Genomic DNA, 25416 nt, shown 5'->3' on the forward strand with positions numbered 1-25416 from the left:
TATCCGCAAGACCATTTCAAAATGGTTCATGCGGATAATTAAAATTGATTTTGTCACAACAATCCAGTAGAGAACTGCTCATTTTATGCCAGAAGAAAACGTAATAAATCAGAACGACAGCCTTGACCAAGGTGCATATGAGATTATCCGAAAGCGACTTCTTACACAAAAAGAAGCACTAGCGACCAAGCTCCAGCAGTTGAATGAAGCCCGTAAAGAAGTCTTCAATTCAACGAGCTTTGTCCTCAAAGCCAATCAACGGATCACCACAGAAAACAACTGCGTTGCCCGTGGCATTCTGGCTTTGGATAATCAATGTATTTTTGGGTATAATGTGCATTTTGGACTGCGTACCGAGATCAAGCTGGAAGATGTTTTCAGTGTTTATGCATTTGAGAATAACCAGTTTATTCCGCAGTCCCTGGACTTGATCAACGATCAAAATTTCATCTCAGATTATCAAAATCTATATAAATACTATAGGGACTCCATATTCTCCAAATTTCGTAGGACGGAGAACTATTTGTACATGATCTTTCAGACCAGCAAAAATCCTGCTGACCTCAAAGCGTTCAAATGGCTGATCAATGATGGTAAGCTCCAATATCAGGATGACCGCAGCATCCACGAAGTCAAATTGCCCAATCAATTTGAATTTGACTGGACGAAAACAACGCTTGAAGACCGTCGCCTCGGAAAATATCCCCATATATCCATTATGGATAAGATCTTTATTGAAGCGATCAATGGTGATATCACTTTCAAGATCGAAAACAATACGGACAGTGGCAAAGGGATCTATTCCGAAAAAGTAGTCAATGCCGACCAACAATTGGACGATGCCGATTATTACTATGCGGATCTCGGCAACCTTATTGCGGTACGGATCAAACCGTACCAGGAAGATTTCAGGGCCTTCGTCTACAACCAGCGGACAAAGGAAGTCGTCAACCTCAAATCACTGAATGAATCAGCAATATTGTTGCCGGACAATCAGGGAATTATTTTTTCCAATGGATATTACTTACAAAATGGCACACACAAGATTTTTGACGCCCAGTTTGAACAGGTATCCTTCCTACGAAGGATAGCTTCCCCCAATGGTGAAGATTTTCTGTATATCTTCTGTCAGGAGGAAACCAATACCTATATCCTACTGTCATATAACATCATTCAGCAGCATGTCGAGACCCCGATTATCTGCAACGGTTTTACCCTATTCAAAGATGGTAGCTTAATTTATTTCCGCACCGAGGCGGAAGCCACCAGACATCATCAGGTGCAGATCTGGGAAACACCTTATATGGCTATGCTCAAAGAAAATGAGCAAAAGAAAGACGATCCCCTCTATAAGGTAGGCAATAAACAGATCGTGCAGGCGATGGCCGAGGCACAGGAGGTCATACAGCTGATCAACAAAGAGGACAGCTACGAAGGTTTATACGAAGATATCCTCAAAAAGTCCACGGTTTTATTGGATTCCTATTTCTGGATAAAAGATGACGCCTTATCAAATCTCGGCCAACCATTAACACAGATCAAGGAAGTCGCAAATACCGCTATTGATGAATTTGTCAAAGTACAAGCCCAACGCAAACATGCGGCGGAATTAAATCTGGCTGCAGAAAAGAAAATGGAAGAACTCACCTTTTCCATCAATAGCACCGTTGTGGAGAAACTCGATCAGCTCGTCCACCAATTGGCTGATGCCCGTCGTCTCCAGGGTGAAATCATCGACCTCAAAAATGTAAAATATATTGATACGGTCAGCATAGATAACCTGTTGGAAAAATTGCAGGGCATCACTTCTGGACTGGCCGAAAAAACCATTACCTTCCTCCTACGGGATGCAGCCCTGCTTCCTTACGAACAAAAGGTAGAACAGCAGAAGAAAAATGTGGAGGCCATAGTTAAGGTTTATGATGCCAAAGCGATCGAGGAAGCCAATTCGGCCATTTCGAGCGAGCTGGAACTATTGATTGATATCCTCAATAGTCTAAAAATTGACGACTCCACACAGACAACCAAAATCATTGAGAAAATTTCGGTTATTTTCTCCTCCTTAAATGAAGTTCGTGCACAGCTTACGCGAAAACTCAATTCATTGAAGAGTACGGAAGCAATAGCCGAATTTTCCGCACAGCTCACCCTTCTGGAACAATCCGTGACCAACTACCTCGAACTGTCAACGACAACCGAAAAGGTAGACGAATATTACACAAAAGTATTCGTTCAGCTAGAGGAACTTGAAAGTAAATTTTCTGAATTTGAAGATTTTGCCCTCAAGATCGCAGACAAGCGTGACGAGGTTATTAAGGCTTTTAATTCCCGAAGGGAACAAATCGTTGAACAGATCAACAAGCGGACTTCCTCGCTTGAACAGATCGGCCTTCGAGTATTAAAAAACGTTGAAAACAAATCCAAGACTTTCGCAACCCGTGAAGAAATCTTCAGCTTCTATGCTTCAGATCTGATGATCGACAAAATCAGACAGTTGGTACAGGAGCTAAAAACACTGCAGGATGTCTCAAAAGCAGAAAACCTTGAAAATCTGTTAAAGAAATCACAGGAAGATGCCTTACGGGTTTTACGTGACAAAAATGATCTCTTTGTAGATGGCGAAAATATTATTGCGCTGGGCAAGCATAAGTTTGCAGTCAATAGTCAATCCCTCAGCCTTACCTTGCTGCGCAGAAATGATGAACTGTATTTCCACCTGACGGGGACAAGTTTCTATCAAAAAGTGCAGGCCGAGGAAATCAACACTTTTCAGGATATCTGGGATCAGGAACTTGTTTCTGAAAATAAAGAAGTCTATCGTGCAGAATACCTCGCATACAAAGCATTCCTGGCTTCGAAAGGACAACAAGATTTTGATGCTGCATTATTCATCACACAGACTGTGGAGCAAAGTTATTCGGAAGGTTATGTCAAAGGAGTTCACAATGTGGATGCACTGTTGATCTATGATACGGTCAAACAGTTGGATACCAAATTGGATCTGCTTCGCTATGATCCCCTATTGCGCACGATGGCTCAACTCTTTTGGAAATCCCTTTCGGATGATCAGCGTGCAAAGCAATTGGCGCTGATACACTCTACCCACACGATTTTAAAAACGTTTCCAAATTCAAATCGTTACCAGTCTGTCATTGATGAACTGACCAAGTTATTCAATGCATGGGAGACACACTTGGATCGCTCTGCCATAGATGGCCGTGACCTGTCAACTTACCTTTTCCAGACCTTCACGAGTTACAATACTTTTGTCGTCAGTGAGCAATCCGACGACCTGAAAAAAGCGTTTATTCGATTGCTGGAATCCAAGAAAAGTTACAAGCTATTTGAAGCGGATATTCAGAACGAACAATTTAGCTTGGTAGATCGCTTTTACCTGACCTTAAACTGGCTCAACTCCTTTGTGGACGAGCATCCGGAATATCTTACGCTACGCAAATATATTGAAGAAGCAGCGATCATGTTGCTTTATCCCACCCAGGAGTATCACCTGATCATCGCAAAAGACCATGCGCATATCAGCGGATTAAAAGGCAATCATGCAATCCTGAACAACGGTGAGGAACATATCCAATATCATGAGTTTTTAGCACGTCTGGCGCAATTCGCTGATTATAATGTACCCCGTTTTGTGGCTTTCTCCACCTTGAAAGAGCAGCTTGCAAAGTCCTATGCCAAAGAACTAAAGATCGGTGAGTTTGAGCCCAAAGTACTGACCTCCTTTGTACGTAATAAGCTGATCAACGAAGTTTACTTCCCATTGATCGGAAATAACCTCGCCAAACAGCTTGGAGCTGCAGGGGACAATAAGCGTACAGCCCGTATGGGAATGCTCCTGTTGATCTCGCCGCCGGGCTATGGTAAGACCACCTTAATGGAATATTTAGCCAAAACGATGGGCTTACATTTTGTCAAAATCAATGGCCCGACCATTGGTCATTCGATTACATCCATTGACCCGATTGAAGCGAAAACATCCGGAGAACGGGAAGAACTCAAAAAGATCAATCTTGCATTTGAGATGGCTGACAATGTCATGCTGTATCTGGACGATATCCAGCACTTAAATCCGGAGTTTTTACAGAAATTCATCTCTCTTGCCGATGGTCAACGTAAGATTGATGGCATCTTTGAGGGCGAGAGTAAGACCTATGACCTACGTGGCAAGCGCTTCTGCATCGTGATGGCCGGAAATCCATATACAGAGAGCGGCTCTAAGTTTCAGATTCCCGACATGCTTGCCAACCGGGCCGATGTGTACAATCTCGGTGATGTGATCGGTGATACCGAAGCATTATTCAACCTCAGTTTGATTGAAAATGCGGCTATTGAAAACAGTTACCTCGAAAAAATTGCAAGCAAGTCTTTTAACGACTTCTACGCCCTGGTCAATTATGCACAGTCTGTTATGGATCAATTGCCCGATTTAGAGGGCAACTACCTTAAACAGGATATTGATGACTTTATCGCTGTCCTGCGCCATGTACTAAAAATCAGAAATGTCGTGATCAAAGTAAATCAGAATTATATTCAGAGTGCAGCGATGCAGGATAATTACCGTACCGAACCGCCATTTAAAATGCAGGGATCGTATCGGAATATGAGCAAACTGGTTGCACAGGTGGTACCGATGATGAATGAGCAGGAAATTGATCAGGTTCTTCTCGCGCACTATGAGAGCGAATCGCAGACACTCACTGCGGACACTGAAAGTAACCTTTTAAAACTAAAAGAGCTTGCCGGACTACTGAACCCTGTCGAGCAGGAACGTTGGGAAGCCATCAAAGAAATCTTCCGCAAGAACAATAAACACGGTGGACTGGCCAAAGACGATAAAGTATTCGGTCAGCTACTGGACTTCAATGAAAATCTGGAAGGTATTATTCAGGCAATTCGGGAGTATAAGAACTAAAACCACATACCCGATCACTCTCCATTGACTTGAATAGAGTCAATGGAGAGAATTTGAACAGCAGAATATCATAAGGTAATTGACATGTAAATTGTTAGCATGTTTTAAAACTAGTATTTTTGTAAGAGTTTAACTAGCCGTAATTTTTTAACAGGTAGATCACGCTAGTTAACTAGCAGATTTATGCAAAGGATCTTTGGTTAAATATTTAGCAGAAGAACGAACTTAAAGGACTTAATCATGGAAGCAATACTTTTACATCCGCAAAACAAAGAGCAACTTGAAGCAATCAAGGCAATTGCCAAAGCATTGAAAATGAAATTTGAGACTACCACTGTAGAAGGCAGTACCTATAATCCAGATTTTGTAAAAAAGATACAAAATGGCCGAGCTGATGTTAAGAACGGCAAAGGGACTAAAATCGGCATTGATGATCTACGGTAATTTTAATAAGCTCATTGTATACTACCCTATATCTCAGTCTCAAGCGGTGATCAGCTCTCTCAGTAATACCATTGTATCATCCCGAAATAAGGACATGTCGCTCAACAGATAGTCCACCAGTATATCATTATTCCACAGTGTCTGCAATAGGAACGATTTGTTAAGTAAAAAAGTCCTTCTATCATGCCGTTACGTCCCTGTGAGTGAAATAAAGTCTTTTTGTCAAACGGATTGAATCTACATTTCTGAGCAATGGAAGCAGAAAATGGAGTATTTTGCGTAGACAAGGGGGTCAACTTGCGCCAAATCCATAGCTTAAACACTATCTATTTGGCGCAAGTTGCCCCCCTACTCTGTTCATTCCATATGTACAATAATTATCCAAGCACATGCAAACAATTCAACAACTTACTTAGCTACGATTCCGTATACAGATCGTTCGGAAATACGATTATCCGGCTTTCACAGCCCCCGAAGAAACGGTAAATATCCCATAATCGTCAATAAGCATCCGCTCCTTGCGCACCCCATTGTAAGCCATAATCCGATCCAGTTCTTTCTGCGAACGTCGGCGCATGACCCAATCTTTCTTCTGATGGCTGTTCAGCACATAAGCGATCATTTTCAACTGTGGATGCCATGGCTGTCCAGTATAGACCAGATGGCTATTTTCCTCACAAATAGCTGTTGCTCCATGTACCGCCCTGCTGGCCATTCCATTGTCGCCGAACAATTCGAAAATACCAGAGATGACAACAATATTAGGTGCAAAATCCAGTTTGCTGTATGTAGCCGGATCAAAACAGTCGTAATTGGTGAAACGTATTCCTTGGAGGGCTTTCTTCTTGATGGTTTTCTCACCAACTGCAATATTTGGCAACAGAAACTCGTTGATCACAATCTCTACCTCCGGATATTTTTCCTTGATATCAAATAAATAATTTCCGGTGCCGCCAGCGATATCCAGAATTTTCACAGGTCGGCCTGTAGACTTGACTCGCGCAATATTCTCTTCTAGGAGCCGTAAGAGATGCTGTTTGCGTATACGGATTCCTTTCCAGCCGATCGCTTCTAGGTATCCTTTGTCAATAACTTTGCCTAAACCCAACCTGCCCTTCGGCTCATTACGGTATACGTAATCCAATGAGATTCCCGAATCAAAACCAAACTGAAGTCCCAGATTCATACCATGACTCAGTGATCCGATCTTGCCTAAAGTCCATTTTTGGAATGCATAGTTTAGCTTCTCAGCCGCTGGCATCACCTTATGGTACAATTTCTCATATTCTTTTACCGAAAACTCGTCAGGCTCCAGCCCCTGTTCGGGCATTTGCCTTGCATAGGCTTTCGTAATAAAATCTTTTAAATAAGCATAGACCTTCTGTCTGTTGGATTCAAACAGGATACCATGATAAAAATTGCGTAGGGTAATAAATGTCTTCAACTTGGAAGCTATCGACACGAAGAATTGCTTTTGCAGCGAGTTTTTAACCACATAGTCCTTTTCGGCGGATAGCACGATCACGGGAATATCTATGGCGGCTGCATCCTCGACGATACGCACACCAGCCTTTAATAGGTCTACCAATAGGGCGCCGTTAATGGATTTTGAGATCAATGGATCAGCATCGTAAGCCTGCTGTTGTTCGACATCATGGGTCAATACCTTCGCCTTGACATAGCTTTGGATAACAAGATCCTTTTTCAGCTTGGTTCCAAGCGCAATCATCTGGTTGGCCAGTGGTACATACAGTTTAATCTCAAAGGCAGGGGCCAATAAGGCCATTCCCGCGATCGGAGGTGCAAAATCATGCACCCAAGCACTCACAATGACCCCTGCAATGCTATTGGCGATGACAAAGACGTCCTTTGTGTCAACCGCATATTCGGTGCGGATATAGGCCACAAAACCGTCCAGATCGCGCACATTATCCATAAAAACAGGTGATACAGGCACTTTGGTGTAGCCATGTCCACGTAGGTCAAATGCAAAGATGGAATAATCGGCAAACTGCGGATCGGTAGCCATCTCCTGCAGGCGTTCTGAATGTTCATGCCCACGGTGCAATACAACTAAAGCCTTTTGTCCCTGTTGATAATTCCAAACACGATATAGTAGTTCCCCTTGATCGAAACTCTTAAAATAACCTGATTTCATCTTTTTATAATTTATTCCATCTATTCAATGGTGTATGTAATTCTAGTTTCTCTTTCGATATGCCTTTTAAAAACAAAGACCAAGCCACCCTTTTTGATCACGATCTGCCCGCGATGATAATTTTCATCAGCTGGATCGCATGATCATGTAACACCATATGTCCATTGGCCAATTTCAGCTGATCAATAGCTTTATTTAAATCTAAAGATAATAATTCCCGCATCATCAAAATAGCAAAAATCATGCTCCGGCTATAACCCATTGTGCAATGAATGATCATATTTTCATGCACGCCCAATGCACGGTAGGCAGACACCATTGCATCTATGATCACATGGGCATCATGCACATCGAACTCCGCAATATCCAGCAAAGGGAAAGAATAATATTTTTCCATGGCACCTAAGAGTTTTACGTCCTCCAGTTCAGCCGCGAGGTCAAAAACAACCAGATTGCGATCCAATCCCAAGGCTACAAACTCCGAAGCGTTCAACCTTGGCCCCACATAACAACGAGGCAATAACTCCACCAGTGGCGGATTATTTTTCTTTCTAAAAAAACGCCACATCAGCCAGTAAGCAAATTGGTAAGGAGCGTAAAATACTTTCTTTATCAGCGGTATTCGACCCTGATGATCCTTTAAAAACCGCGTATTATTGTGCAGATAACTGTAACCTACCGCAAAGCAGACGAAGGCTACCCAAGCAAAAACAATCAAAGGCAACACGTATCCCTCGCAAAGCAGTGCCAGTAGCGTGAATATCCACCCGATGAGGTAATAACTATTTGCGAGTTGTTGGTTTCTGACTACCGGACGACAACTATCAAGATTTTGGGTATCAATGCCCGATTTCTCAGCTTTCTCTTCGTTCCGTTCCCTGCTTTGACCTATAGCCACTCCTTGTGCCGATTGTTCAATGGCATTCGGAAAGAGGATAAAACTGGCCTGAACCAGTAGGCAAGCTGTCAACAGATCGATCGTATGGTGCTGATATACAGTTAATGTTCCTAGGCCCATCAACAGGAGCCAGATGCCCAAAATTATTTTCTTCCATCCGTTGAACTTCCAGCGTAGCACAGACCAAAAAAGATAGGCATACGCGACATGCAGAGAGGGCGCCTGATTAAAAGGCGAATCATATTCCTTTAAGAAGGAAAAGAAAATTGTAAATAAAGGATTTTCGACCTGCGGTCGGTCAAAAGAAAACCGCAGCGGAAAAAGGAGAAAACATAGTGCAGCAATCAGGGTGACAAATGTAAACCGCTTTGCATAGCACAGAAGTTCCTTCTTTTGCCCACAGTAAAACGGCACAAGGCAAAAAAACAAACCACTGCTCATATAGGGAAGAATCATCCACGGAATGAATGGAATATGTTGTTCAAAATCAAATACAAAAGAAGGTACCGCAGCGATGCTGGCGACATAGGCTGCTGTAAAGGGATAGGTTAATTGAAAAAGCAATAGGCAATAAATAGCAACAAGGAGCTGCCCGCCTACCTTTTTTAATCGTTTTTCATCCATTTGGCTTTCCTAAACATGATTTTACTTAACAATACATGGGGAAGCAGGCCTAAAAATCCCATCAGCCATTTCATGCGCATCGGAAAAATCACGGTTTCTTTCCTTTGCTGTATCGCCTTTAAGATGCGTTGCGCGGCATCGTCCACGCTGATCAAAAAGGGCTTTTTGGAGAGATCCTGCCGATTAAGTTCGCGAAGTTTAGTTGTATCCACATATCCCGGTGCAATGACTGTCACGGCAATCCCATACGGAAGCAGTGCCCTTCTGTAGGCATCAGCTACTTGAATTGCGACCCGCTTTGTTTTGCTGTATAAACTTGAATTCGGAAAATCTAAAGTCCCCGAGACGGATGCAATTGTGGCGATCTGCCCTGTTGATTGTCCACGCATGGCTTCGCGGGCGACTTCAAAACAATGGATCGTCCCCAGCATATTGATGTGGAGCATCGCACTTGCCTCCTCATAACTGATGCGCTGTGCCACATCATCGGCATAGCTTCCTGAACAATTGATAAAAAGATCCAATGCCAGATGATTACAGAAAGAACCAACGGCATCCGCCAGTACTTCCCGATCACAGACATCTACTTCAAATTTGATGAGCGCATCGTATGCTGGCCGATTGACCAGCTTTGAAAGATCTCGCCCACATACGGCAACTTCAGCCCCCTGTTGGAGATAGCATTTTGCTAGTGCCAGACCTATTCCACTTGTTCCGCCTGCGATAAATACCTTCATTTTATATTATACAAAAAAAATAACGATTCTGTTATCCCCGTTGGGGCCATCTTGTCACATAAATAAATCTTCGATTTCTGTCACCTAAATTCTCCATTAGAACCCAGCTCAACCATATACACATCCAAACCCTCCTAAACTTCACATTTTATCTACATCGTATACGATCTCTTCGCTCGCACGCCATCTCTCCCCACGACCATTATCCCGATACATTGTGTACTACACTATACGCAGTTCCAGCGTCTTCCGATAGCCATAATTCCATTGTGCTTCCATTGCAGTCGCAAATTCATCCAGACTGGCCGGAAGGGACAATGTGATTTCAAATCTACGCCAATCTATGCCTTTTTTGCAATAGTTTCCTTTTAACTGTTCAGCGGCATCAGCCGTATCGATCCATCGAATCCCCTGATATTGCTGATCAATATCCCGCAGGCGTTGATTCCCACTAAAGCCCAATACCGCCCTGACCAATCCCTCCTCCTGTAACTTATATAGCTGCTTCCGTTCACAGACAACTTCTGCTGCCAAAGACTGCGCCAGTTCTACAGGCACCAGATCAATGGCTCCCCCTGCATAATATTCCCCATTCCTTTGTATCGGCTCAATATAAAACATATCCGACATGGAGATACGAACAGCCTCCAACAATGTGATCTCCGGGTTTATCGCGATAGTTGGGGCAACCGCACTTTGTCCATAATTTTCACCTTGAATCTGGACACTATCCCGATCTACTTTCGATAGTGCCGTTGCATTCCCCATCAGGACTTTCTGATAAAGCTTACGTCCGCTACGTTTCACCCCGACTGCCGAGCGGTCAAAAAGCATTTTCGAGCCAATAATAATCGACGGTATATCTTCCGAAAATGGGCGGTTCAAAGTCGGTAACAAGGGCGAAAGATCAGGTTCCATATGAACTAGATAACGATCAAAGACATCTTCCAGATATGGAGCAGATCTTTTATCCCACTGTTTTTTCAGCACATACCAACCCAGTTTGCCCAGATGACGCTGCTCCGTAAGCTGATGTCCGCAGAAGAAGCGATAAAACTCTTCGGATTGGAGATAAGATTTCCGTTCGCCCCCCGTTGCAAAAGACTGAATAATCGCAGCAGCCAACGATCCGCCACAGCTAGCAATCAGTAGATCTGGTTTTAACCCCAGTTCGTCCAACGCGGCATACATTCCCAGGTACAAGCCAAAACGCGTACCACCACCTGAAAATAAAACTGCTCGTTGATAATTCATTTAATGAGATTTGAGATAAGAGATTTGAACCATGAGATGCTGGTTTTGCGACACCAGGCAGATCACTCCATAGAAAACAGGTGCATTAAACACCAGGCTATCTATCCGATCCAGTAATCCCCCATGTCCGGGAATTAATGTACCCGTATCCTTGACTCCAGTCTTACGTTTTAAAAAAGAGAAAAGCACATCGCCACAAAATCCTAAAGCACCAAAGAGTAGACCAAGCAACGAAAAGCAGATCAAATCCCCGAATGGCAATAACAAGTAACCCAAGATATTACTCAAAATTACCGTCAACCCGATACCACCGATACATCCGGCAACAGTTTTGTTTGGGCTGATACGCGGCACGATCTTCCGTTTACCGAAGAATTTACCCATAAGGTATTGGAATACGTCATTGAGTTCCGTTAAAACGATGATATAGGCTACAAGCCGTAATCCCATTAATTCATCCTGATGGATTTCTACTGCCCGTATAAACGCCAGCTGACTGAATGCAAACAGACAGGCAGCCGCTCCAAAGGCCATTCCGATCGCAGTGCTAACCGTTGTTTTCTGTCCCAGCCGAAAAAAAAAACCAATCCCTACGCACAACAGTGCAGCCCATGACAAGTAAGCTCCATAAGAGCAGTAGATTAAAAGGAGCAATTGTAATAGACCAACGACAACAGCAAAGGGCAACGCAAAACTAAAATTGGGCACAAACATCTTCATAAATTCGCGCAGGCCCTGAAAGGTAAGCCAAGAAACAAACAGCAAAGATGTTGTCTGGGGGACGAAAGCAATCGCCAATACAAGTACAATGTAGCCCCAGCTTCTGACCCTTACAGGGACATCAGCAAACTTGTCCTTCGGATTAGATACTTCACTCATGTGCCACCAATGCCTTTCTCAATCGCGTTATGGAACTCAAGACCAATAACAAACATAGCACCGCAAAAATATAGCCCGAAAATGCAGTGATCGAAATATGCAACAAACACAAAATCCCGTATACCCCCAGCAGCAGTGCACGATCGCTTTTACCCATAGGTCCGTCGTAACGACGATCATTGGCGACAACCTTTCCGATCAGACCGCAGAATTCGTTGATGACACCCAAAACAATAAAGCCTACCACCAGATATAAACTCTCGGGATGAAATTTCAGCAAGGGAAAGAAGATCAGGACATCGGAGACAATATCGCCCACCTCGTTCAGCACTTCCCCCATTTTACTCGTCTGATTGAAAAGACGGGCCATCATCCCGTCTAGTGCATTGAAAGCCATCCGCAGTAATAAACCAATCGGTAATGCCAAAAACAACATTGGCATCCGGTCTGCATACCAAAACAGTACCGCAATAACCAAAGACAAAGCGACTGAGCCAATTGTAATCTGATTGGCCGTTACCTTCTTCCGATGCAAGAAGGTCAGAATCGGCATCAATAACTGCTGAAACTTTGGTTTTAATTTATAGACAGAAATCATATATACGCTATGTAACTTACTTTTTTATTTTTTTTCAAAAAAAATTTTTGATAGTGTAAAAAATACACTATATTTGTGTCATCATAATTTAGGTTTATAATTGGTTATTTAAGGTTTTCATTCTCCCCGTTTGAAAACCTTTTTTTTTGCTCCTAAATCACGAATTACCATCTTCCGCCAGCACCACCACCACCTGAAGATCCTCCACCAAAACTTCCGCCGCCGCCACTGCTGGAGCCTCCGCCACCAGATCTGCTTGATGAAGACCTTACTTTAACAGGTATAGTATGCTCACCATGGGATACGCGATGACCACAGTTCTTGCATTTATCAAAACGCTCCTCCAGGCCCTGTGAACTGTATGTCGCAGATCGGATGGTATGTGAAAGCCCTGTTTCAAAGGTACGATAATGACATTCAGGACAATCCAAGTAGCCTGCGTTTTCATCCCAGGGAACCAGCTTGATTTCATTGCTTGACTGATTTACCCAGATCTCGTAAGATCGACTGCCAATTTTCTCTTCCATGAGCTGCCCCTTATCCAAGTAAGCGTTTTCTCGCATAGATACATCATCCTTATTCATCCGTAACCAAGGTCCCGAACCCTCCGGAGGGGTCAGACGGAGTTCATTTTTTCGAATCCGCTTATTTATTCCAAAGAGATCAAACAAAGCCAGAGGACTCAGCACTAATGGAATAAGTCCCCAAACACGAAACTTACGCAAAGCTTGCTGGATATTCTCCTCATCACGATAGGAATTGACAATCTGCGTCCGGCTTGCATTATATTTCATCGCCAGCGTTATACTGCCAAATATAAAAATAAAGTAAGGTAGGTTTTTCCATTGATAGACCACTTCAAAGTTATTGAGGGCAAAAGCACAGATGAATACACTGGCAAACATCAACAAACCCATACAACCGCAGCCGCTAACCAGCGGTGGAAAGTACTTGCTTTTTTTGGTCAGTTGTCCCTTTATCGCGCGGGTCACCTCCCCCAGCCAGATATAACAGATGGCAAATAAAGCCAGTACCAAAAGTGAATTTCTCAGGATAGGACTTCTGAAGCTCCAGATCGGAGTTGCTTCAGGCATCAGGCGCTCCAATTCAGCCCGGCTATCGGGTGACATTAGGATGGTTTTTATAAATTGTGAAGCCTCGAGAACTCCTTGGTCATAATTTCCATTTCGAAAATTAGGTACCAGATACTTCTCGCCAATCCGCTTTAAATAGACATCAGGTAAGGTACTTTCCATTCCATACCCCGTAATAAAACGATATTCCCGCCGGTCTTTGGCAATAAATAATAATAAACCGTTATTGCTTTCCTTCTTACCGATACCCCAAGTATTAAATAATTTGAGTGCAAATTCAAAATCGCTGTCACCAACATAGTCATTGACCAATACAATCGCATACTCACTTTTAGTAGCTGCTTCGATCTGGGTCGATAGGGCATCTAGCTCCGAGACCGTGCCTGCCGACAAAATCCCATCAGGATTGGACACAAAATAGTCCTGACCCCGCTGCTTCGGACTGGGAATATTATCAACGGTATACTGGGCCAACACCGGAACAGCTTTCAAACAGCAGCTTAGCCAAAGTAAAATAAAGATATAGAGTTGATGTGATCTATGCATATTTTAGACAACTAGAACAATAAAATTCGGTTCATTGTCACGATATTAAGAAAAAAAAATCAAACAAACGTTTCCGTCAAAGAAAAGCCCATAATTGGTTGATTATGGGCCTTTATAATTCAATATTCGTTTGAGCTATTACTGTATATCCTTGCGGTTACTTCATATAATCGTTTTGTTGAGCTACAGCAACAGTACGCGGGCCTGTTTATCACTATCAATGACCAAGCCAGTGTAAAATCAAGACACCGATCAATCCAACAACAGAAACGAGCGTTTCCATCACCGTCCATGAGCGAAACGTATCCTTCATACTCACTCCAAAATAAGATTTAAACATCCAAAACCCCGGATCGTTGACGTGTGAAAACATGAGACTGCCCGCTCCCGTCGCTAGCACCATTAATTCAGGAGTAACATCTCCTGCTTGCACAATGGGAAGCATAATGCCCGCTGCCGTGAGTCCAGCAACACTTGCCGAACCGATAACTAGCCGAATGATACCGGCTATTAACCATGCAAGCACAAGAGGCGACAAGCTCAGGTCTGCGGTTAGGTCAGCGATGTAGTTCGCTACACCACTATCTACCAAAATTTGCTTGAAGACGCCTGATGCTGCAATGATAAAAAGGATCGTCATGATCCCGCGGATTGCTTCTTCCACACTTTCTGACTGCTCCCGCAAACTTTTACCCTGGCGGATACCCATCGTGTACATCGCCATTAGCGATGCAATCATTAAAGCCACCACCGGGTCACCCAAGAAACGTAGTGCCGCCAGCCAAGAGGAGCCTTCTGGGAATATTAGATGCGCAAATGAACCAAAAGCAATTAAAATTATTGGAAACAGCCCCGTAAATATACTAATTGCAAATCCGGGAAGATCTTCCCTATCTGCTTGATTATGTTCAGGAAGAAACTCGGCCGGTGGGTTGGTCGGAATACGCTTAAGGGTTCTGCCAAAGAGCGGTCCACCGATAATTATGGCAGGAATTGCCACAACAATGCCATAGGCCATTGTCAAACCTATATCCGCATTGTAAGTAACCGCTATGGCCGTAGCTCCCGGATGTGGAGGCAAATAACCGTGCGTCACGGACAGCGCTGCCAGCAACGGAATGGCTACGTAAAGCAAGGGCATTTTATTGGAAGCACATACCATAAAAACGAATGGTACTAAGACGATAAAACCGACATTGTAAAATAAGGGAATTCCTACTAAAAAGCCCGTGAGAACCATTGCCCATGGTAAGTTCTTTCTGCCAAATACAGCCGTTAGTACCATTGTAATCTTTTCTGCAGCGCCACCCTCCGCCATCAATTTCCCCAGTAGAGACCCGAAAGCCAACAATAGTGCCAACTGGCCCATAGTGGTACTCACTCCGGTTTCAACAGATTTAAGGATATCAACGGCACTCATATTCATCGCAAAACCGACCGCAACAGAGGTTATCAGTAATGAAAAGATCGTGTTTAACCTAACGACAGTGACTAAAAGAAGTAGTAAAGCTACTCCCAAAATAACGATGATTAGAGGCATAATAATTTATATCTAGTTAAAACTCACCTTCCAATATATGGTACAGGTGTTCAAATTTCTGGAAGTTTCTAATATATACAGCGTGATTCTCCTCACTCGGTTTATAATAGTGCTCCCTATCTTGTGTTCCCTCCGTTTGCTTGTTTTTTTCGCTAGGCTCTACCCTCCGTATACCCAATGCTTCCAAGCCTATCAATGCTGCTCCCCATGCAGAGCTTTCCACCGTATTTTTGGTGAATACAGGTTTATTGAAAATATCTGCAAGCATTTGCACCCACAACGATGAACGCGCTAAGCCGCCACTCGCAAGGATCGTATGAATAGGGCCGGTGTTCTCCTCTAAAGCGATTCCTACACTGTAGATTGCAAACAACATCCCTTCCATCATGGCCCGCGCAAAGTGCGCCCTGCCATGATGCAGCTGTATCCCAAAATAAACGCCTTTTGCATTGGAATTCCAATGTGGTGCCCGTTCACCGGTTAGATAGGGCAAGAATATCAAGCCCTCTGCCCCAGGGGCGACGGAGTCGACCAAAGCATTTAACGAGGCAGAAGAATCTCCCTCCGTTTCCATTTGGCTAAATTCATGCAAAAAGTTATCTCGAAACCAGTTGCGTAATACACCGCCATTGTTAACCGCGCCACCAATTATATATTCATTTGGTCTCAGTAGGTAGGTAAATAGCCTTTGTTTTTTTTCTTGATTTGCCTGCGAACTTGCGACGCGAATAGCTCCACTGGTACCGACAGTTACCGAAGCCACCCCAGGACTTATAGCCCCTACCCCGAGATTAGCCAAACAACCATCGCTACCACCTATAACAAAAGGGGTATCTTCGGGGATGTGCATCAAGGCTGCAATTTCTCGGTTAGGCATATTTAAAACATAATAGACCGGAACTGGCGATGCCAGTTGCTCTTCCGATATGCCCGTCAATCTTAACGCCTGATCAGACCATGTTAGCTGATGTATGTCGAAAAGCCCTGTTGCAGATGCAATGGAATGATCGACCACATACACGCCAAAGAGCCTGTAAAAAAGAAATTCTTTGATACCGATAAACTTGTGCGACTGAGCAAATAATTTTTGATCGTTGGACTTTATCCACATTAATTTGCAAAGCAAAGACATGGGATGTATTGGTGTACCAGTCTGCTGATAAAGCTGCCTGCCCGCCTCACTTGCCTCCAAGGCTACCGCAATATTCTCGCTTCTGCGATCTGCCCATATCATGCAATTGCTAAGTGGCTTTCCCGCCGAGTCAACAGCGATCAGTCCGTGCATAGCACTGCTCACCGAAATACATACGGGTTTCGGTATCTCGGCACTAGATTGCTTTAAGCTAATCATTATATACCTAATAGACTCAATACATGCACCATAAACTATCTCCGGATCTTGCTCGTACCAGCCTTCCGACGGGTTTAATATGGGATAAGGTATACTATGCTGCGACAAGATGTTACCTTCGTCGTCAAATGCAACAGCTTTCGCAGATGATGTCCCAATGTCTAATCCAATGATCATAAATAAAATTGATGTTTAGGAGAGTTCAATATACGGATTATCTCTTGGTTTACAACAAAAGGTTCAATACCAGCGAAGTAATTGGAACGAAAAAAGTGCTTCATACCGATCTGCCGATAATTGTCTTTCATAGTATCAACAAAAATGGTAAATTTCAACTTAGAAAAACGATATTAAACGATGAGTATAGATAAAACAAATACCTACGATTTTGGAATTGTTGGACTCGGCGTAATGGGACGTAATTTATTGCTGAACATCGCCGACCACGGTTTCGCGGTAGCAGGATTAGACCTTGATCCACAGAAAGCTGAGTCATTAGAAGCTGAAGCCAATGAAGGACATCGCATCAAAGTGACGACCCAAGTAAAAGAGTTTATAGGGGCTTTGCAACACCCCAGAGCAATTATGCTGTTGGTGCCGGCCGGAAAGCCGGTTGACATGGCGATTGCCAGTCTTGTTCCGCTTTTGGATAAAGGAGATATAATCATCGACGGCGGAAACACGTACTTCGCGGATACGGACAGAAGATTTAATGAGCTTTCCGGTATGGGTATACATTTCTTCGGAATGGGCATATCCGGAGGAGAAAATGGTGCTCGCCGCGGACCGAGCTTGATGCCCGGTGGCGACAGAAAGGCATACGAAAGGCTAAGGCCAATATTTGAGGCGGTTTCGGCCAAGGTAGCCGACGAACCCTGTGTGGAATTTCTAGGCAACGGGTCGGCCGGAAATTATGTAAAGATGGTGCATAACGGTATCGAATATGGCATCATGCAGTTAATTGCAGAAACCTATGACCTGATGAAAAGATTATACGGTTTTGACACCCAAACCATACAACAGACCTTCGAAGAATGGAACAAGGGCGAACTAAATTCGTTCTTGCTTGAGATTACCGCTCAGATTCTGAAGAAAAAAGAAGGTGACCAGTATTTGGTAGACCTGATTTCAGATTGGGCAAGATCAAAAGGAACGGGTAAATGGACTTCGCAAAATGCGATGGATCTACAGGTGCCAGTGCCGGTGATCGATGCAGCGGTCAATATGCGCGATATGTCCAAATACAAACCCGAGCGTTTGGAGGCAGCAAAATTACTTCATTGGGATGGACAAGTTGTTGATCTCCCCGCAACTACGCTCACCGATCGCTTAAAAAATGCATTGTACTTTGTGATCATCACGACCTATGCGCAAGGTTTGGCACAGCTTACTGTTGCATCGGAAAGCTACAGCTATGAGCTAGATTTACAGGTGGTAACCAAAGTTTGGCGAGGCGGCTGCATTATTCGTGCGGCTTTGCTCGAGGATTTTAGAAAAGCCTATGCGGCTAATCCGGATTTGCGCAATATCCTACTCGATAACACCATTGCCCAAAAGTTGCTGAGCACGCAGGCCAGCCTTCGCGAGGTCTTGAAAGATGCTATCGCAAACGGGATACCCGTATCCGGATACGTAAACGCACTCTCTTATTTTGATGCCTACCGATCCGAAAAATTACCTACAAATATTATACAAGCACAACGAGACTATTTTGGCGCACATACCTATGAACGTATTGATCGGGAAGGTATCTTTCACACACTTTGGGATTAAGGAGCGAAAGCTTGAAGATTCGATTTAATCTTCGTTTAAAATACAAAAAAGCGGCTTTTTTATATAAAGCCGCTTTTTATAACTGAGCCTCCTATCGAGATGAACCAATGACCCGCTGATAACAAGTTCGTTGCTCTACAAGCTGAGCTAAGGAGGCTTCGTTTACAGATAAAGTTTCTGATTTCTCTACCGCAAATATCGGATTTGAACAAAAACTTGTAGCGTATGATTATATGAAATAGACTAACAGTATACGTTTACACGCTGTTGATTTAGATGCTATCGTTCAATATCCTTCAAACTGCTCATTTTCTTATATTCCAAGAAACCTTTGATATCTTCAAAGTGTTCACGGACACGTTTATTTCCAAACTCGAAAACTTTTTCTGCCAAACCATCCAAAAAGTCACGGTCGTGTGAAACAAGGATCAATGTACCATCGAAATCCTTTAAGGCATCCTTAATAATATCCTTGGTCTTCATGTCCAAATGGTTGGTAGGCTCATCGAGGATCAATACATTCACCGGTTCCAAAAGAAGTTTTATCATGGCCAGACGAGTTCGCTCACCACCGGATAGTACCTTGACCTTTTTCGTCGTGTCATCACCACTAAACATAAAAGCCCCCAAGAGATCTTTCATTTTAACACGCACATCGCCTATTGCAATTTGATCGATCGTATCAAAAACAGTCAATTCACCATCAAGCAATGCTGCCTGATTTTGGGCAAAATAACCGATCTTGGCATTATGCCCCACCTTCAATGTTCCTTCAAAATCTATTTCACCCATAATCGCTTTGATCATGGTCGATTTACCCTCTCCATTTTTACCGACAAAGGCAACTTTTTCTCCACGTTCAATCACCATATTGGCTTTATGGAATACCACATGCTCATCATAAGCCTTGGTAAGATCTTCCACAATGACAGGGTATTGACCCGAGCGAGGTGAAGGTGGAAATTTCAGGCGCAAGGCCGAAGTATCCACTTCGTCAATTTCGATAACCTCTAATTTCTCCAACATCTTTACGCGCGACTGCACCTGTAAGGTCTTCGAATAGGTTCCTCTGAAACGATCAATGAATTCTTGGTTGTCAGCAATAAAACGCTGCTGTTCCTCATACGCCTTCAATTGATGCTGACGTCTTTCCTGGCGCAGTTCCAAATAGTGGCTATACTTAGCTCGATAGTCATAAATACGACCCATCGTCACCTCAATGGTACGGTTGGTGATATTATCGACAAAGGCTCTATCGTGTGAAATAACAATAACTGCTTTCGCTGAATTAACCAGGAAGTCCTCCAGCCATTGAATACTCTCGATATCCATGTGGTTGGTGGGCTCATCCAGCAAAATCAGATCTGGCTTCTTCAAGAGTATTTTGGCCAGTTCAATACGCATACGCCATCCTCCGGAAAACTCCGACGTCTGTCTAGTAAAGTCAGAACGCTCGAAACCAAGCCCCTTCAACACCTTTTCTACTTCTGCATCGTAATTGACCTCTTCGATCGAATAAAACTTCTCGCTCAGTTCCGACACCCGCTCGATCAATTGCATATAATCATCAGACTCATAATCTGTACGGATATTCAATTGTTCGTTCAGCTGCTCCAATTCATCCCGCATTCCATAGACCTCCTCAAAAGCCTTCGAGGTCTCTTCAAAGACCGTCACATGATCCTGCGTCAGCAAATGTTGCGGTAGATAAGCAATGACGGCGTCTTTTGGCCCCGCCACATTACCTGTCGTAGGTTTACCCACTCCAGCGATAATTTTCAGCAGGGTAGATTTACCCGCACCGTTCTTACCCATCAATGCAATCTTATCGTTCTCATTGATCGAGAAAGATACATCCGAAAAAAGAGTCGTTCCCCCAAAGGAAACAGAAATATTATTTACGTCAATCACTGTATGTACACTTAAATTTGCCACAAAGATAAGCGAATCAATCTTATAAATAGACAATGGATCATTTTTGTGTATCTTTGCGCCATGCGTTTTGATATTATTACGGTCCTACCAGACCTTTTGGAAAGTCCATTTGCACACTCTATTTTACAACGTGCAAAGAATAAAGGCCTCGCGGAGATATATGTACACAATTTAAGAGATTACTCAACAAATAAGCACAAAAGTGTGGACGATTACCCGTATGGTGGCGGGTCAGGGATGGTACTACAGATCGAACCCTTTGCCAAGTGCATTGAACAATTGCAGGCCGAACGGACATACGATGAAATCATTTATATGACTCCTGATGGAGAAACCTTTAACCAGGATATTGCAAACGGACTCTCGACAAAAGGTAACATGATGATTCTCTGTGGTCACTACAAAGGTATAGACCAACGCATCAGAGATATCTATGTGACAAAGGAAATCTCTATAGGTGATTATGTGCTGTCCGGAGGTGAACTTCCAGCGGCAATTGTTACAGACGCGATCATCCGCTTGATCCCCGGAGTTTTATCGGATGAAACCTCTGCGCTTTCAGATTCTTTTCAGGACGGACTGTTGGATGCACCGATCTACACACGCCCCGCAGACTGGAAAGGGCACAAAGTACCCGATATTCTACTCAGTGGACATGAAGCAAACATCGCTACCTGGAAGCACGAACAACAGCTAAAAAGAACACAAGAGAGACGTCCCGATTTATTAAATGATTAAGAAATAAGGTGAATTTTTGTTTTTTTATCACAAAAAGTTTGCTTATTTATTTTTTTTTATAAATTTGTGTAATAATGACACGAAGATATACAAATACAAATTGGTGGTGGCCTGAAGCAATAAGCATCGGGAATCAATTGGTATTGTCATAATATTTCATAATCAACCAAAACCATTTATGGAAATTCCAAACCCGATGCTAACCAGTATCGGGTTTTTTTTATGTATAAAATTTATCACAGCGAATAAAAGAATAAAATGAAGTATAAATTCAAAACACAGAGCAGAAAGTTGCTCGCCGACACAACTACACCGGTGAGTATTTATCTTCGATTACGGGATATCTTTCCAAATTCACTGCTATTGGAAAGTTCAGACTACCATAGTCGTGACAACAACATCAGCTATATCTGCTGTCAACCCATTGCAGGGATACAGCTAGACGAGCGGGAATTGACCTTAACCTATCCCGGGAAAGAACGAATTGTCAAAAATGCACAAGAAATTGAGTTACGCCAGGAGGTTTCTGATTTTCGGAATTCCTTTGAAGATTCGACAATTGCCGAATTGAATTTAATCTCCAATGGGCTATTCGGTTACTTTACATTTGACTGCATTGAGCATTTTGAGGATATCAAGCTGACCACGCCTGTCGATCCGGCACGTAAGATACCATTTATGCAGTACCACGTTTACAAATATGTGATCGCCATTGACCATTTCCGTAATCAGCTGTATATTTTCGAACATCTTTTGGGAGACGAAGAGTCTGAACTGGAACGTATGCAATTCCTGATCCAGAACAAAAACTTCCCTGAGTATACGTTCAAACTAGCAGGCGAGGAAAGCTCTAATCGTACGGATGAGGGACACCGTCAATTGGTCAAAAAGATGAAGGAACATATCCAACGCGGTGACGTCTTTCAGATTGTGCCATCCCGGGGTTTCCGAACGCCATTCTCGGGTGATGAATTTAATGTCTACCGCGCTTTGCGCTCCATTAACCCCTCCCCTTACCTATTCTATTTTGATTATGGTGACTTTAAATTATTCGGTTCATCGCCCGAAGCACAATTGCGCATCCATGGCAAGCAGGCTACGATCTTCCCGATCGCCGGAACATTCAAGAGAACCGGAAACATGGAAGAAGACCAAAAGATTGCCTCTAGGCTAAAACAGGATCCGAAAGAAACCTCGGAACATGTGATGCTGGTAGACCTTGCCCGTAATGATCTGAGCAGACACTGTACCCAGGTTAAAGTGGAATCCTATATGGAACCACAATATTACTCGCATATTATCCACCTGGTTTCTAAGGTAACAGGTGTCTTGAAAGATAATATCAATCCATTCGACATTGTGGGGGATACCTACCCTGCTGGGACACTCTCCGGAGCGCCAAAACACATGGCTCTGACACTCATTGATCGCTACGAGGGATTGCAACGTTCGTTCTACTCCGGAGCGATCGGCTTCATGGGCTTCAATGGTGATTTCAATCATGCCATCATGATTCGCTCATTCCTGAGCAAACAAAATACTTTGCATTATCAGGCCGGAGGCGGAATTGTACTGGATTCAGATCCAGAAATGGAACTTCAGGAAGTCAACAATAAAATAGCAGCTTTGCGAAAAGCGTTACAATTAGCAGAAACGTTATGATCAGACCATTAGAATACTGTGTCAATACCCAACATATCAATGTTTCAATCGACACCATCGACAACCGCATCGTCGAATTGCTAGCCCTACGGAAAGCATATCTCCATAAGGCAAAAGTATTGCAAGACCATACGGATGCCGGACAACATATTATTAAAAATATCAGCAGCAATCAGGTGACACTGGCAAAGAAATTCGATCTGCCAGTAGAATTTGTCCAGACGATATTTCAGGAAATAGATAATTACTTTAATCAGGACTATACAACAAGAGGTTATGAGCAACAATAAAATCGTTGTCATCGACAATTACGATTCATTCACCTATAATTTGGTTCATTTGCTCCAGGAATTGGGACAGGACTATGTGGTGTTGAGAAATGATAAATTCAAACTGGAAGAGCTGGAAGCATTCGATAAAATCCTCCTTTCCCCGGGCCCCGGAATTCCTGAAGAGGCGGGCTTATTGCTTGATGTGATCCGCACCTATGCTCCGCACAAAAGTATATTGGGCATCTGCCTGGGCCAGCAGGCTATCGCCGAAGTGTTTGGCGGTACATTATTTAACATGGAAAAACCGTTGCATGGTGTCGCAACTGGCATTATTGTCACCGATGAATCCGAAAAGCTATTTCAGGATTTTCCGAAAGATTCTAAAATAGGTCGCTACCATTCGTGGGCAGTAAATAAGGATACATTGCCGAGCGTACTTAAAGTTACGGCAGTAGACGAGAATGGTATCATCATGGCACTGACGCATACGGCCTATGATGTCAGAGGAATGCAGTTCCATCCCGAATCAGTACTGACTACAAATGGAAAAAAATTAATTGAAAACTGGTTATTTCAACACTAATATCTAAATACTAAAAATGACAATACTCGATAAAATCATTGAACGAAAAAGAATAGAAGTGGAAAAAGCGAAAGCCTTAGTTCCATTCGAAGAGCTGTTGAACTATCCCTATTTCAACGTAGCTTGTCTTTCTCTAAGGGAATCTATATTAGATCCCGAAAAAACAGGGATTATTGCAGAATATAAACGAGCGTCACCCTCAAAAGGAGATATTAACAGTACAGCAAAAGTTGAAGATGTTGTCAAGGCCTATGAAGAAGCCGGTGCTTCGGCTGTATCGGTTCTGACGGACGGCGAATTTTTCAAGGGTAATCTGGAAGACCTCTCCAAGGCGCGAAAAGCTATTAGCATTCCTATTTTGCGCAAAGAATTCATTGTTGACAAATACCAGATTACCGAAGCAAAAGCCTATGGTGCCGATGTCATTCTATTAATAGCTGCATGTCTAGAAAAAGAAGAAGTGCAGGAATTTGCTGCTTATGCTCATCAATTGGGACTGAATGTTTTGCTTGAAGTACACAACGAACAGGAGCTATTGGATAATCTTTTTGACGACATTGATGCCATCGGTGTCAATAACAGAAACCTAAAAGATTTCACCGTCGATCTACAACATTCGTATGATCTCTTGGATAAGATTCCATCCGAATACATCAAAGTATCTGAAAGTGGCATCTCCGATCCCAAGACGATTAAAGCATTAAAAAAGGCAGGTTTCCAAAGCTTTTTAATCGGTGAAAATTTTATGAAAACCACAGATCCGGGCAAAGCAATCAAAGATTTCGTAAAAGAAATTTAGATTTTATTTAAAACGAATCTAAATAAGCCTATCTTTGCGTCAGAACAAGCAGCGAACTGGTATTTTGGAAAAAGAGTTTTTTATTATAGATAAAGCAGGTTTTGAGCAAATATATCTTCAACACTGGGAAGGTATGTTTGCTTTTTGCCTGAGCAGTATCAAGGATGAAGAGCATTCCAAGGAAATCGTACAGGATGTTTTCAAATCGCTTTGGGAACGGCGTGATGAGCTTCGTCTCATCGAGGTTGAACGGTATCTGATCAGATCGGTAAAACTCAAAACATTTGAATACATTCGCAATAAAGTATCACGGCAGCAACACCTGGACAATATTTCAAGTACGCGCGAAGAGCATTATGTGGATAATTCGTTGATCGCCGACGAACTGGCGAAGAAAATATCAATGCTGATAGATAGTCTGCCCAAACAATGTAAGAATGTTTTCCGCATGAGCAGGGAACAGGGACTCACTAATAAGGAAATTGCACATAAGCTCTATATTTCAGAAAGAGCGGTAGAATATCACATTTCAAGAGCATTAAAAACATTAAAAACAGAACTAACGGAATATATATCCTAAATTTAGCTATAAAAAAGAAAT

19 protein-coding genes are annotated in these 25416 nt (G+C 43.0%); 9 read left to right on the forward strand and 10 right to left on the reverse strand.

All coding sequences use genetic code 11. The features are described 5' to 3' along the window. Positions 1–85 precede the first annotated feature (85 nt). Complete coding sequence (locus tag HMAT_RS23375; RefSeq protein ID WP_104385251.1) at positions 86–4930, forward strand: DNA repair ATPase; 4845 nt, start codon at positions 86–88, stop codon at positions 4928–4930. Positions 4931–5170: 240 nt separating this feature from the next. Continuing rightward, positions 5171–5374 carry a DUF2683 family protein gene (locus tag HMAT_RS23380; RefSeq protein WP_104385252.1) on the forward strand — a complete coding sequence of 68 codons (204 nt, stop codon included), beginning with the start codon at positions 5171–5173 and terminating at the stop codon, positions 5372–5374. 451 nt (positions 5375–5825) lie between these two features. Here the strand turns inward: HMAT_RS23380 and HMAT_RS23385 are convergent, their stop codons facing one another. The 9 genes from HMAT_RS23385 to HMAT_RS23425 all read right to left on the reverse strand — a co-directional run bounded on the left by HMAT_RS23385 (position 5826) and on the right by HMAT_RS23425 (position 17230). Then, a complete protein-coding gene (locus HMAT_RS23385; protein ID WP_104385253.1) occupies positions 5826–7532 on the reverse strand; it encodes a bifunctional alpha/beta hydrolase/class I SAM-dependent methyltransferase in 1707 nt (568 codons plus the stop codon). 97 nt (positions 7533–7629) lie between these two features. After that, positions 7630–9054: a phosphatase PAP2 family protein gene (locus tag HMAT_RS23390; protein WP_104385254.1), complete on the reverse strand. Its 1425-nt coding sequence runs from the start codon at positions 9052–9054 to the stop codon at positions 7630–7632. Continuing rightward, entirely contained in the window at positions 9036–9791 is a 756-nt protein-coding gene (locus tag HMAT_RS23395) for an SDR family NAD(P)-dependent oxidoreductase (protein WP_104385255.1), read from the reverse strand. Before HMAT_RS23395 ends, HMAT_RS23390 begins: the two co-directional genes overlap by 19 nt. A gap of 222 nt (positions 9792–10013) precedes the next feature. Continuing rightward, complete coding sequence (locus tag HMAT_RS23400) at positions 10014–11045, reverse strand: patatin-like phospholipase family protein (RefSeq protein ID WP_104385256.1); 1032 nt, start codon at positions 11043–11045, stop codon at positions 10014–10016. Then, on the reverse strand, positions 11046–11924 hold the full coding sequence (locus tag HMAT_RS23405; protein WP_104385257.1) for a phosphatidate cytidylyltransferase: 879 nt from the start codon (positions 11922–11924) through the stop codon (positions 11046–11048). Further along, the gene (locus HMAT_RS23410; protein ID WP_104385258.1) at positions 11917–12522 is read right to left on the reverse strand and encodes a CDP-alcohol phosphatidyltransferase family protein; all 606 of its coding nucleotides are present in this window, start codon (positions 12520–12522) and stop codon (positions 11917–11919) included. The genes HMAT_RS23405 and HMAT_RS23410 overlap by 8 nt, the downstream gene beginning before the upstream one ends. Positions 12523–12686: 164 nt before the next feature. After that, positions 12687–14162, reverse strand: coding sequence for a YgcG family protein (locus tag HMAT_RS27285; protein ID WP_199768745.1), 1476 nt, complete (start codon positions 14160–14162; stop codon positions 12687–12689). 217 nt (positions 14163–14379) lie between these two features. Next, complete coding sequence (locus HMAT_RS23420; RefSeq protein WP_104385259.1) at positions 14380–15702, reverse strand: gluconate:H+ symporter; 1323 nt, start codon at positions 15700–15702, stop codon at positions 14380–14382. A gap of 16 nt (positions 15703–15718) precedes the next feature. After that, positions 15719–17230, reverse strand: a complete 1512-nt coding sequence (locus HMAT_RS23425) for a gluconokinase (protein WP_104385260.1) — start codon at positions 17228–17230, stop codon at positions 15719–15721. A gap of 180 nt (positions 17231–17410) precedes the next feature. On the opposite strand from HMAT_RS23425, the gene gndA reads away from it, so the two are divergent. Further along, complete coding sequence (gene gndA, locus HMAT_RS23430; RefSeq protein WP_104385261.1) at positions 17411–18826, forward strand: NADP-dependent phosphogluconate dehydrogenase; 1416 nt, start codon at positions 17411–17413, stop codon at positions 18824–18826. A 279-nt stretch (positions 18827–19105) separates the two neighbouring features. Here the strand turns inward: gndA and HMAT_RS23440 are convergent, their stop codons facing one another. Beyond that, the gene (locus tag HMAT_RS23440) at positions 19106–20737 is read right to left on the reverse strand and encodes an ABC-F family ATP-binding cassette domain-containing protein (RefSeq protein ID WP_104385401.1); all 1632 of its coding nucleotides are present in this window, start codon (positions 20735–20737) and stop codon (positions 19106–19108) included. An 84-nt stretch (positions 20738–20821) separates the two neighbouring features. On the opposite strand from HMAT_RS23440, the gene trmD reads away from it, so the two are divergent. From trmD to HMAT_RS23470, 6 genes are all read left to right on the forward strand, one after another. Further along, complete coding sequence (trmD, locus tag HMAT_RS23445) at positions 20822–21499, forward strand: tRNA (guanosine(37)-N1)-methyltransferase TrmD (RefSeq protein ID WP_104385262.1); 678 nt, start codon at positions 20822–20824, stop codon at positions 21497–21499. A gap of 258 nt (positions 21500–21757) precedes the next feature. Beyond that, positions 21758–23161, forward strand: coding sequence for an anthranilate synthase component I family protein (locus HMAT_RS23450; RefSeq protein WP_104385263.1), 1404 nt, complete (start codon positions 21758–21760; stop codon positions 23159–23161). Further along, positions 23158–23451 carry a chorismate mutase gene (locus HMAT_RS23455; protein WP_104385264.1) on the forward strand — a complete coding sequence of 98 codons (294 nt, stop codon included), beginning with the start codon at positions 23158–23160 and terminating at the stop codon, positions 23449–23451. Before HMAT_RS23450 ends, HMAT_RS23455 begins: the two co-directional genes overlap by 4 nt. Next, positions 23438–24016, forward strand: coding sequence for an aminodeoxychorismate/anthranilate synthase component II (locus tag HMAT_RS23460; protein ID WP_104385265.1), 579 nt, complete (start codon positions 23438–23440; stop codon positions 24014–24016). The genes HMAT_RS23455 and HMAT_RS23460 overlap by 14 nt, the downstream gene beginning before the upstream one ends. Positions 24017–24032: 16 nt before the next feature. Continuing rightward, complete coding sequence (gene trpC / locus HMAT_RS23465) at positions 24033–24815, forward strand: indole-3-glycerol phosphate synthase TrpC (protein ID WP_104385266.1); 783 nt, start codon at positions 24033–24035, stop codon at positions 24813–24815. A gap of 34 nt (positions 24816–24849) precedes the next feature. Then, positions 24850–25395, forward strand: a complete 546-nt coding sequence (locus HMAT_RS23470) for an RNA polymerase sigma-70 factor (protein ID WP_233789547.1) — start codon at positions 24850–24852, stop codon at positions 25393–25395. Positions 25396–25416: the final 21 nt, after the last annotated feature.

This window comes from Sphingobacterium sp. HMA12 (genome assembly GCF_002933815.1).
Taxonomy (GTDB): domain Bacteria; phylum Bacteroidota; class Bacteroidia; order Sphingobacteriales; family Sphingobacteriaceae; genus Sphingobacterium.

Bases quoted from the DNA above. Each gene is read 5' to 3' on its own strand.
- HMAT_RS23375 (WP_104385251.1), top strand. From the start codon at position 86: ATGCCAGAAGAAAACGTAATAAATCAGAACGACAGCCTTGACCAAGGT.
- HMAT_RS23380 (WP_104385252.1), top strand. From the start codon at position 5,171: ATGGAAGCAATACTTTTACATCCGCAAAACAAAGAGCAACTTGAAGCA.
- HMAT_RS23385 (WP_104385253.1), bottom strand. From the start codon at position 7,532: ATGAAATCAGGTTATTTTAAGAGTTTCGATCAAGGGGAACTACTATAT.
- HMAT_RS23390 (WP_104385254.1), bottom strand. From the start codon at position 9,054: ATGGATGAAAAACGATTAAAAAAGGTAGGCGGGCAGCTCCTTGTTGCT.
- HMAT_RS23395 (WP_104385255.1), bottom strand. From the start codon at position 9,791: ATGAAGGTATTTATCGCAGGCGGAACAAGTGGAATAGGTCTGGCACTA.
- HMAT_RS23400 (WP_104385256.1), bottom strand. From the start codon at position 11,045: ATGAATTATCAACGAGCAGTTTTATTTTCAGGTGGTGGTACGCGTTTT.
- HMAT_RS23405 (WP_104385257.1), bottom strand. From the start codon at position 11,924: ATGAGTGAAGTATCTAATCCGAAGGACAAGTTTGCTGATGTCCCTGTA.
- HMAT_RS23410 (WP_104385258.1), bottom strand. From the start codon at position 12,522: ATGATTTCTGTCTATAAATTAAAACCAAAGTTTCAGCAGTTATTGATG.
- HMAT_RS27285 (WP_199768745.1), bottom strand. From the start codon at position 14,162: ATGCATAGATCACATCAACTCTATATCTTTATTTTACTTTGGCTAAGC.
- HMAT_RS23420 (WP_104385259.1), bottom strand. From the start codon at position 15,702: ATGCCTCTAATCATCGTTATTTTGGGAGTAGCTTTACTACTTCTTTTA.
- HMAT_RS23425 (WP_104385260.1), bottom strand. From the start codon at position 17,230: ATGATCATTGGATTAGACATTGGGACATCATCTGCGAAAGCTGTTGCA.
- gndA (WP_104385261.1), top strand. From the start codon at position 17,411: ATGAGTATAGATAAAACAAATACCTACGATTTTGGAATTGTTGGACTC.
- trmD (WP_104385262.1), top strand. From the start codon at position 20,822: ATGCGTTTTGATATTATTACGGTCCTACCAGACCTTTTGGAAAGTCCA.
- HMAT_RS23450 (WP_104385263.1), top strand. From the start codon at position 21,758: ATGAAGTATAAATTCAAAACACAGAGCAGAAAGTTGCTCGCCGACACA.
- HMAT_RS23455 (WP_104385264.1), top strand. From the start codon at position 23,158: ATGATCAGACCATTAGAATACTGTGTCAATACCCAACATATCAATGTT.
- HMAT_RS23460 (WP_104385265.1), top strand. From the start codon at position 23,438: ATGAGCAACAATAAAATCGTTGTCATCGACAATTACGATTCATTCACC.
- trpC (WP_104385266.1), top strand. From the start codon at position 24,033: ATGACAATACTCGATAAAATCATTGAACGAAAAAGAATAGAAGTGGAA.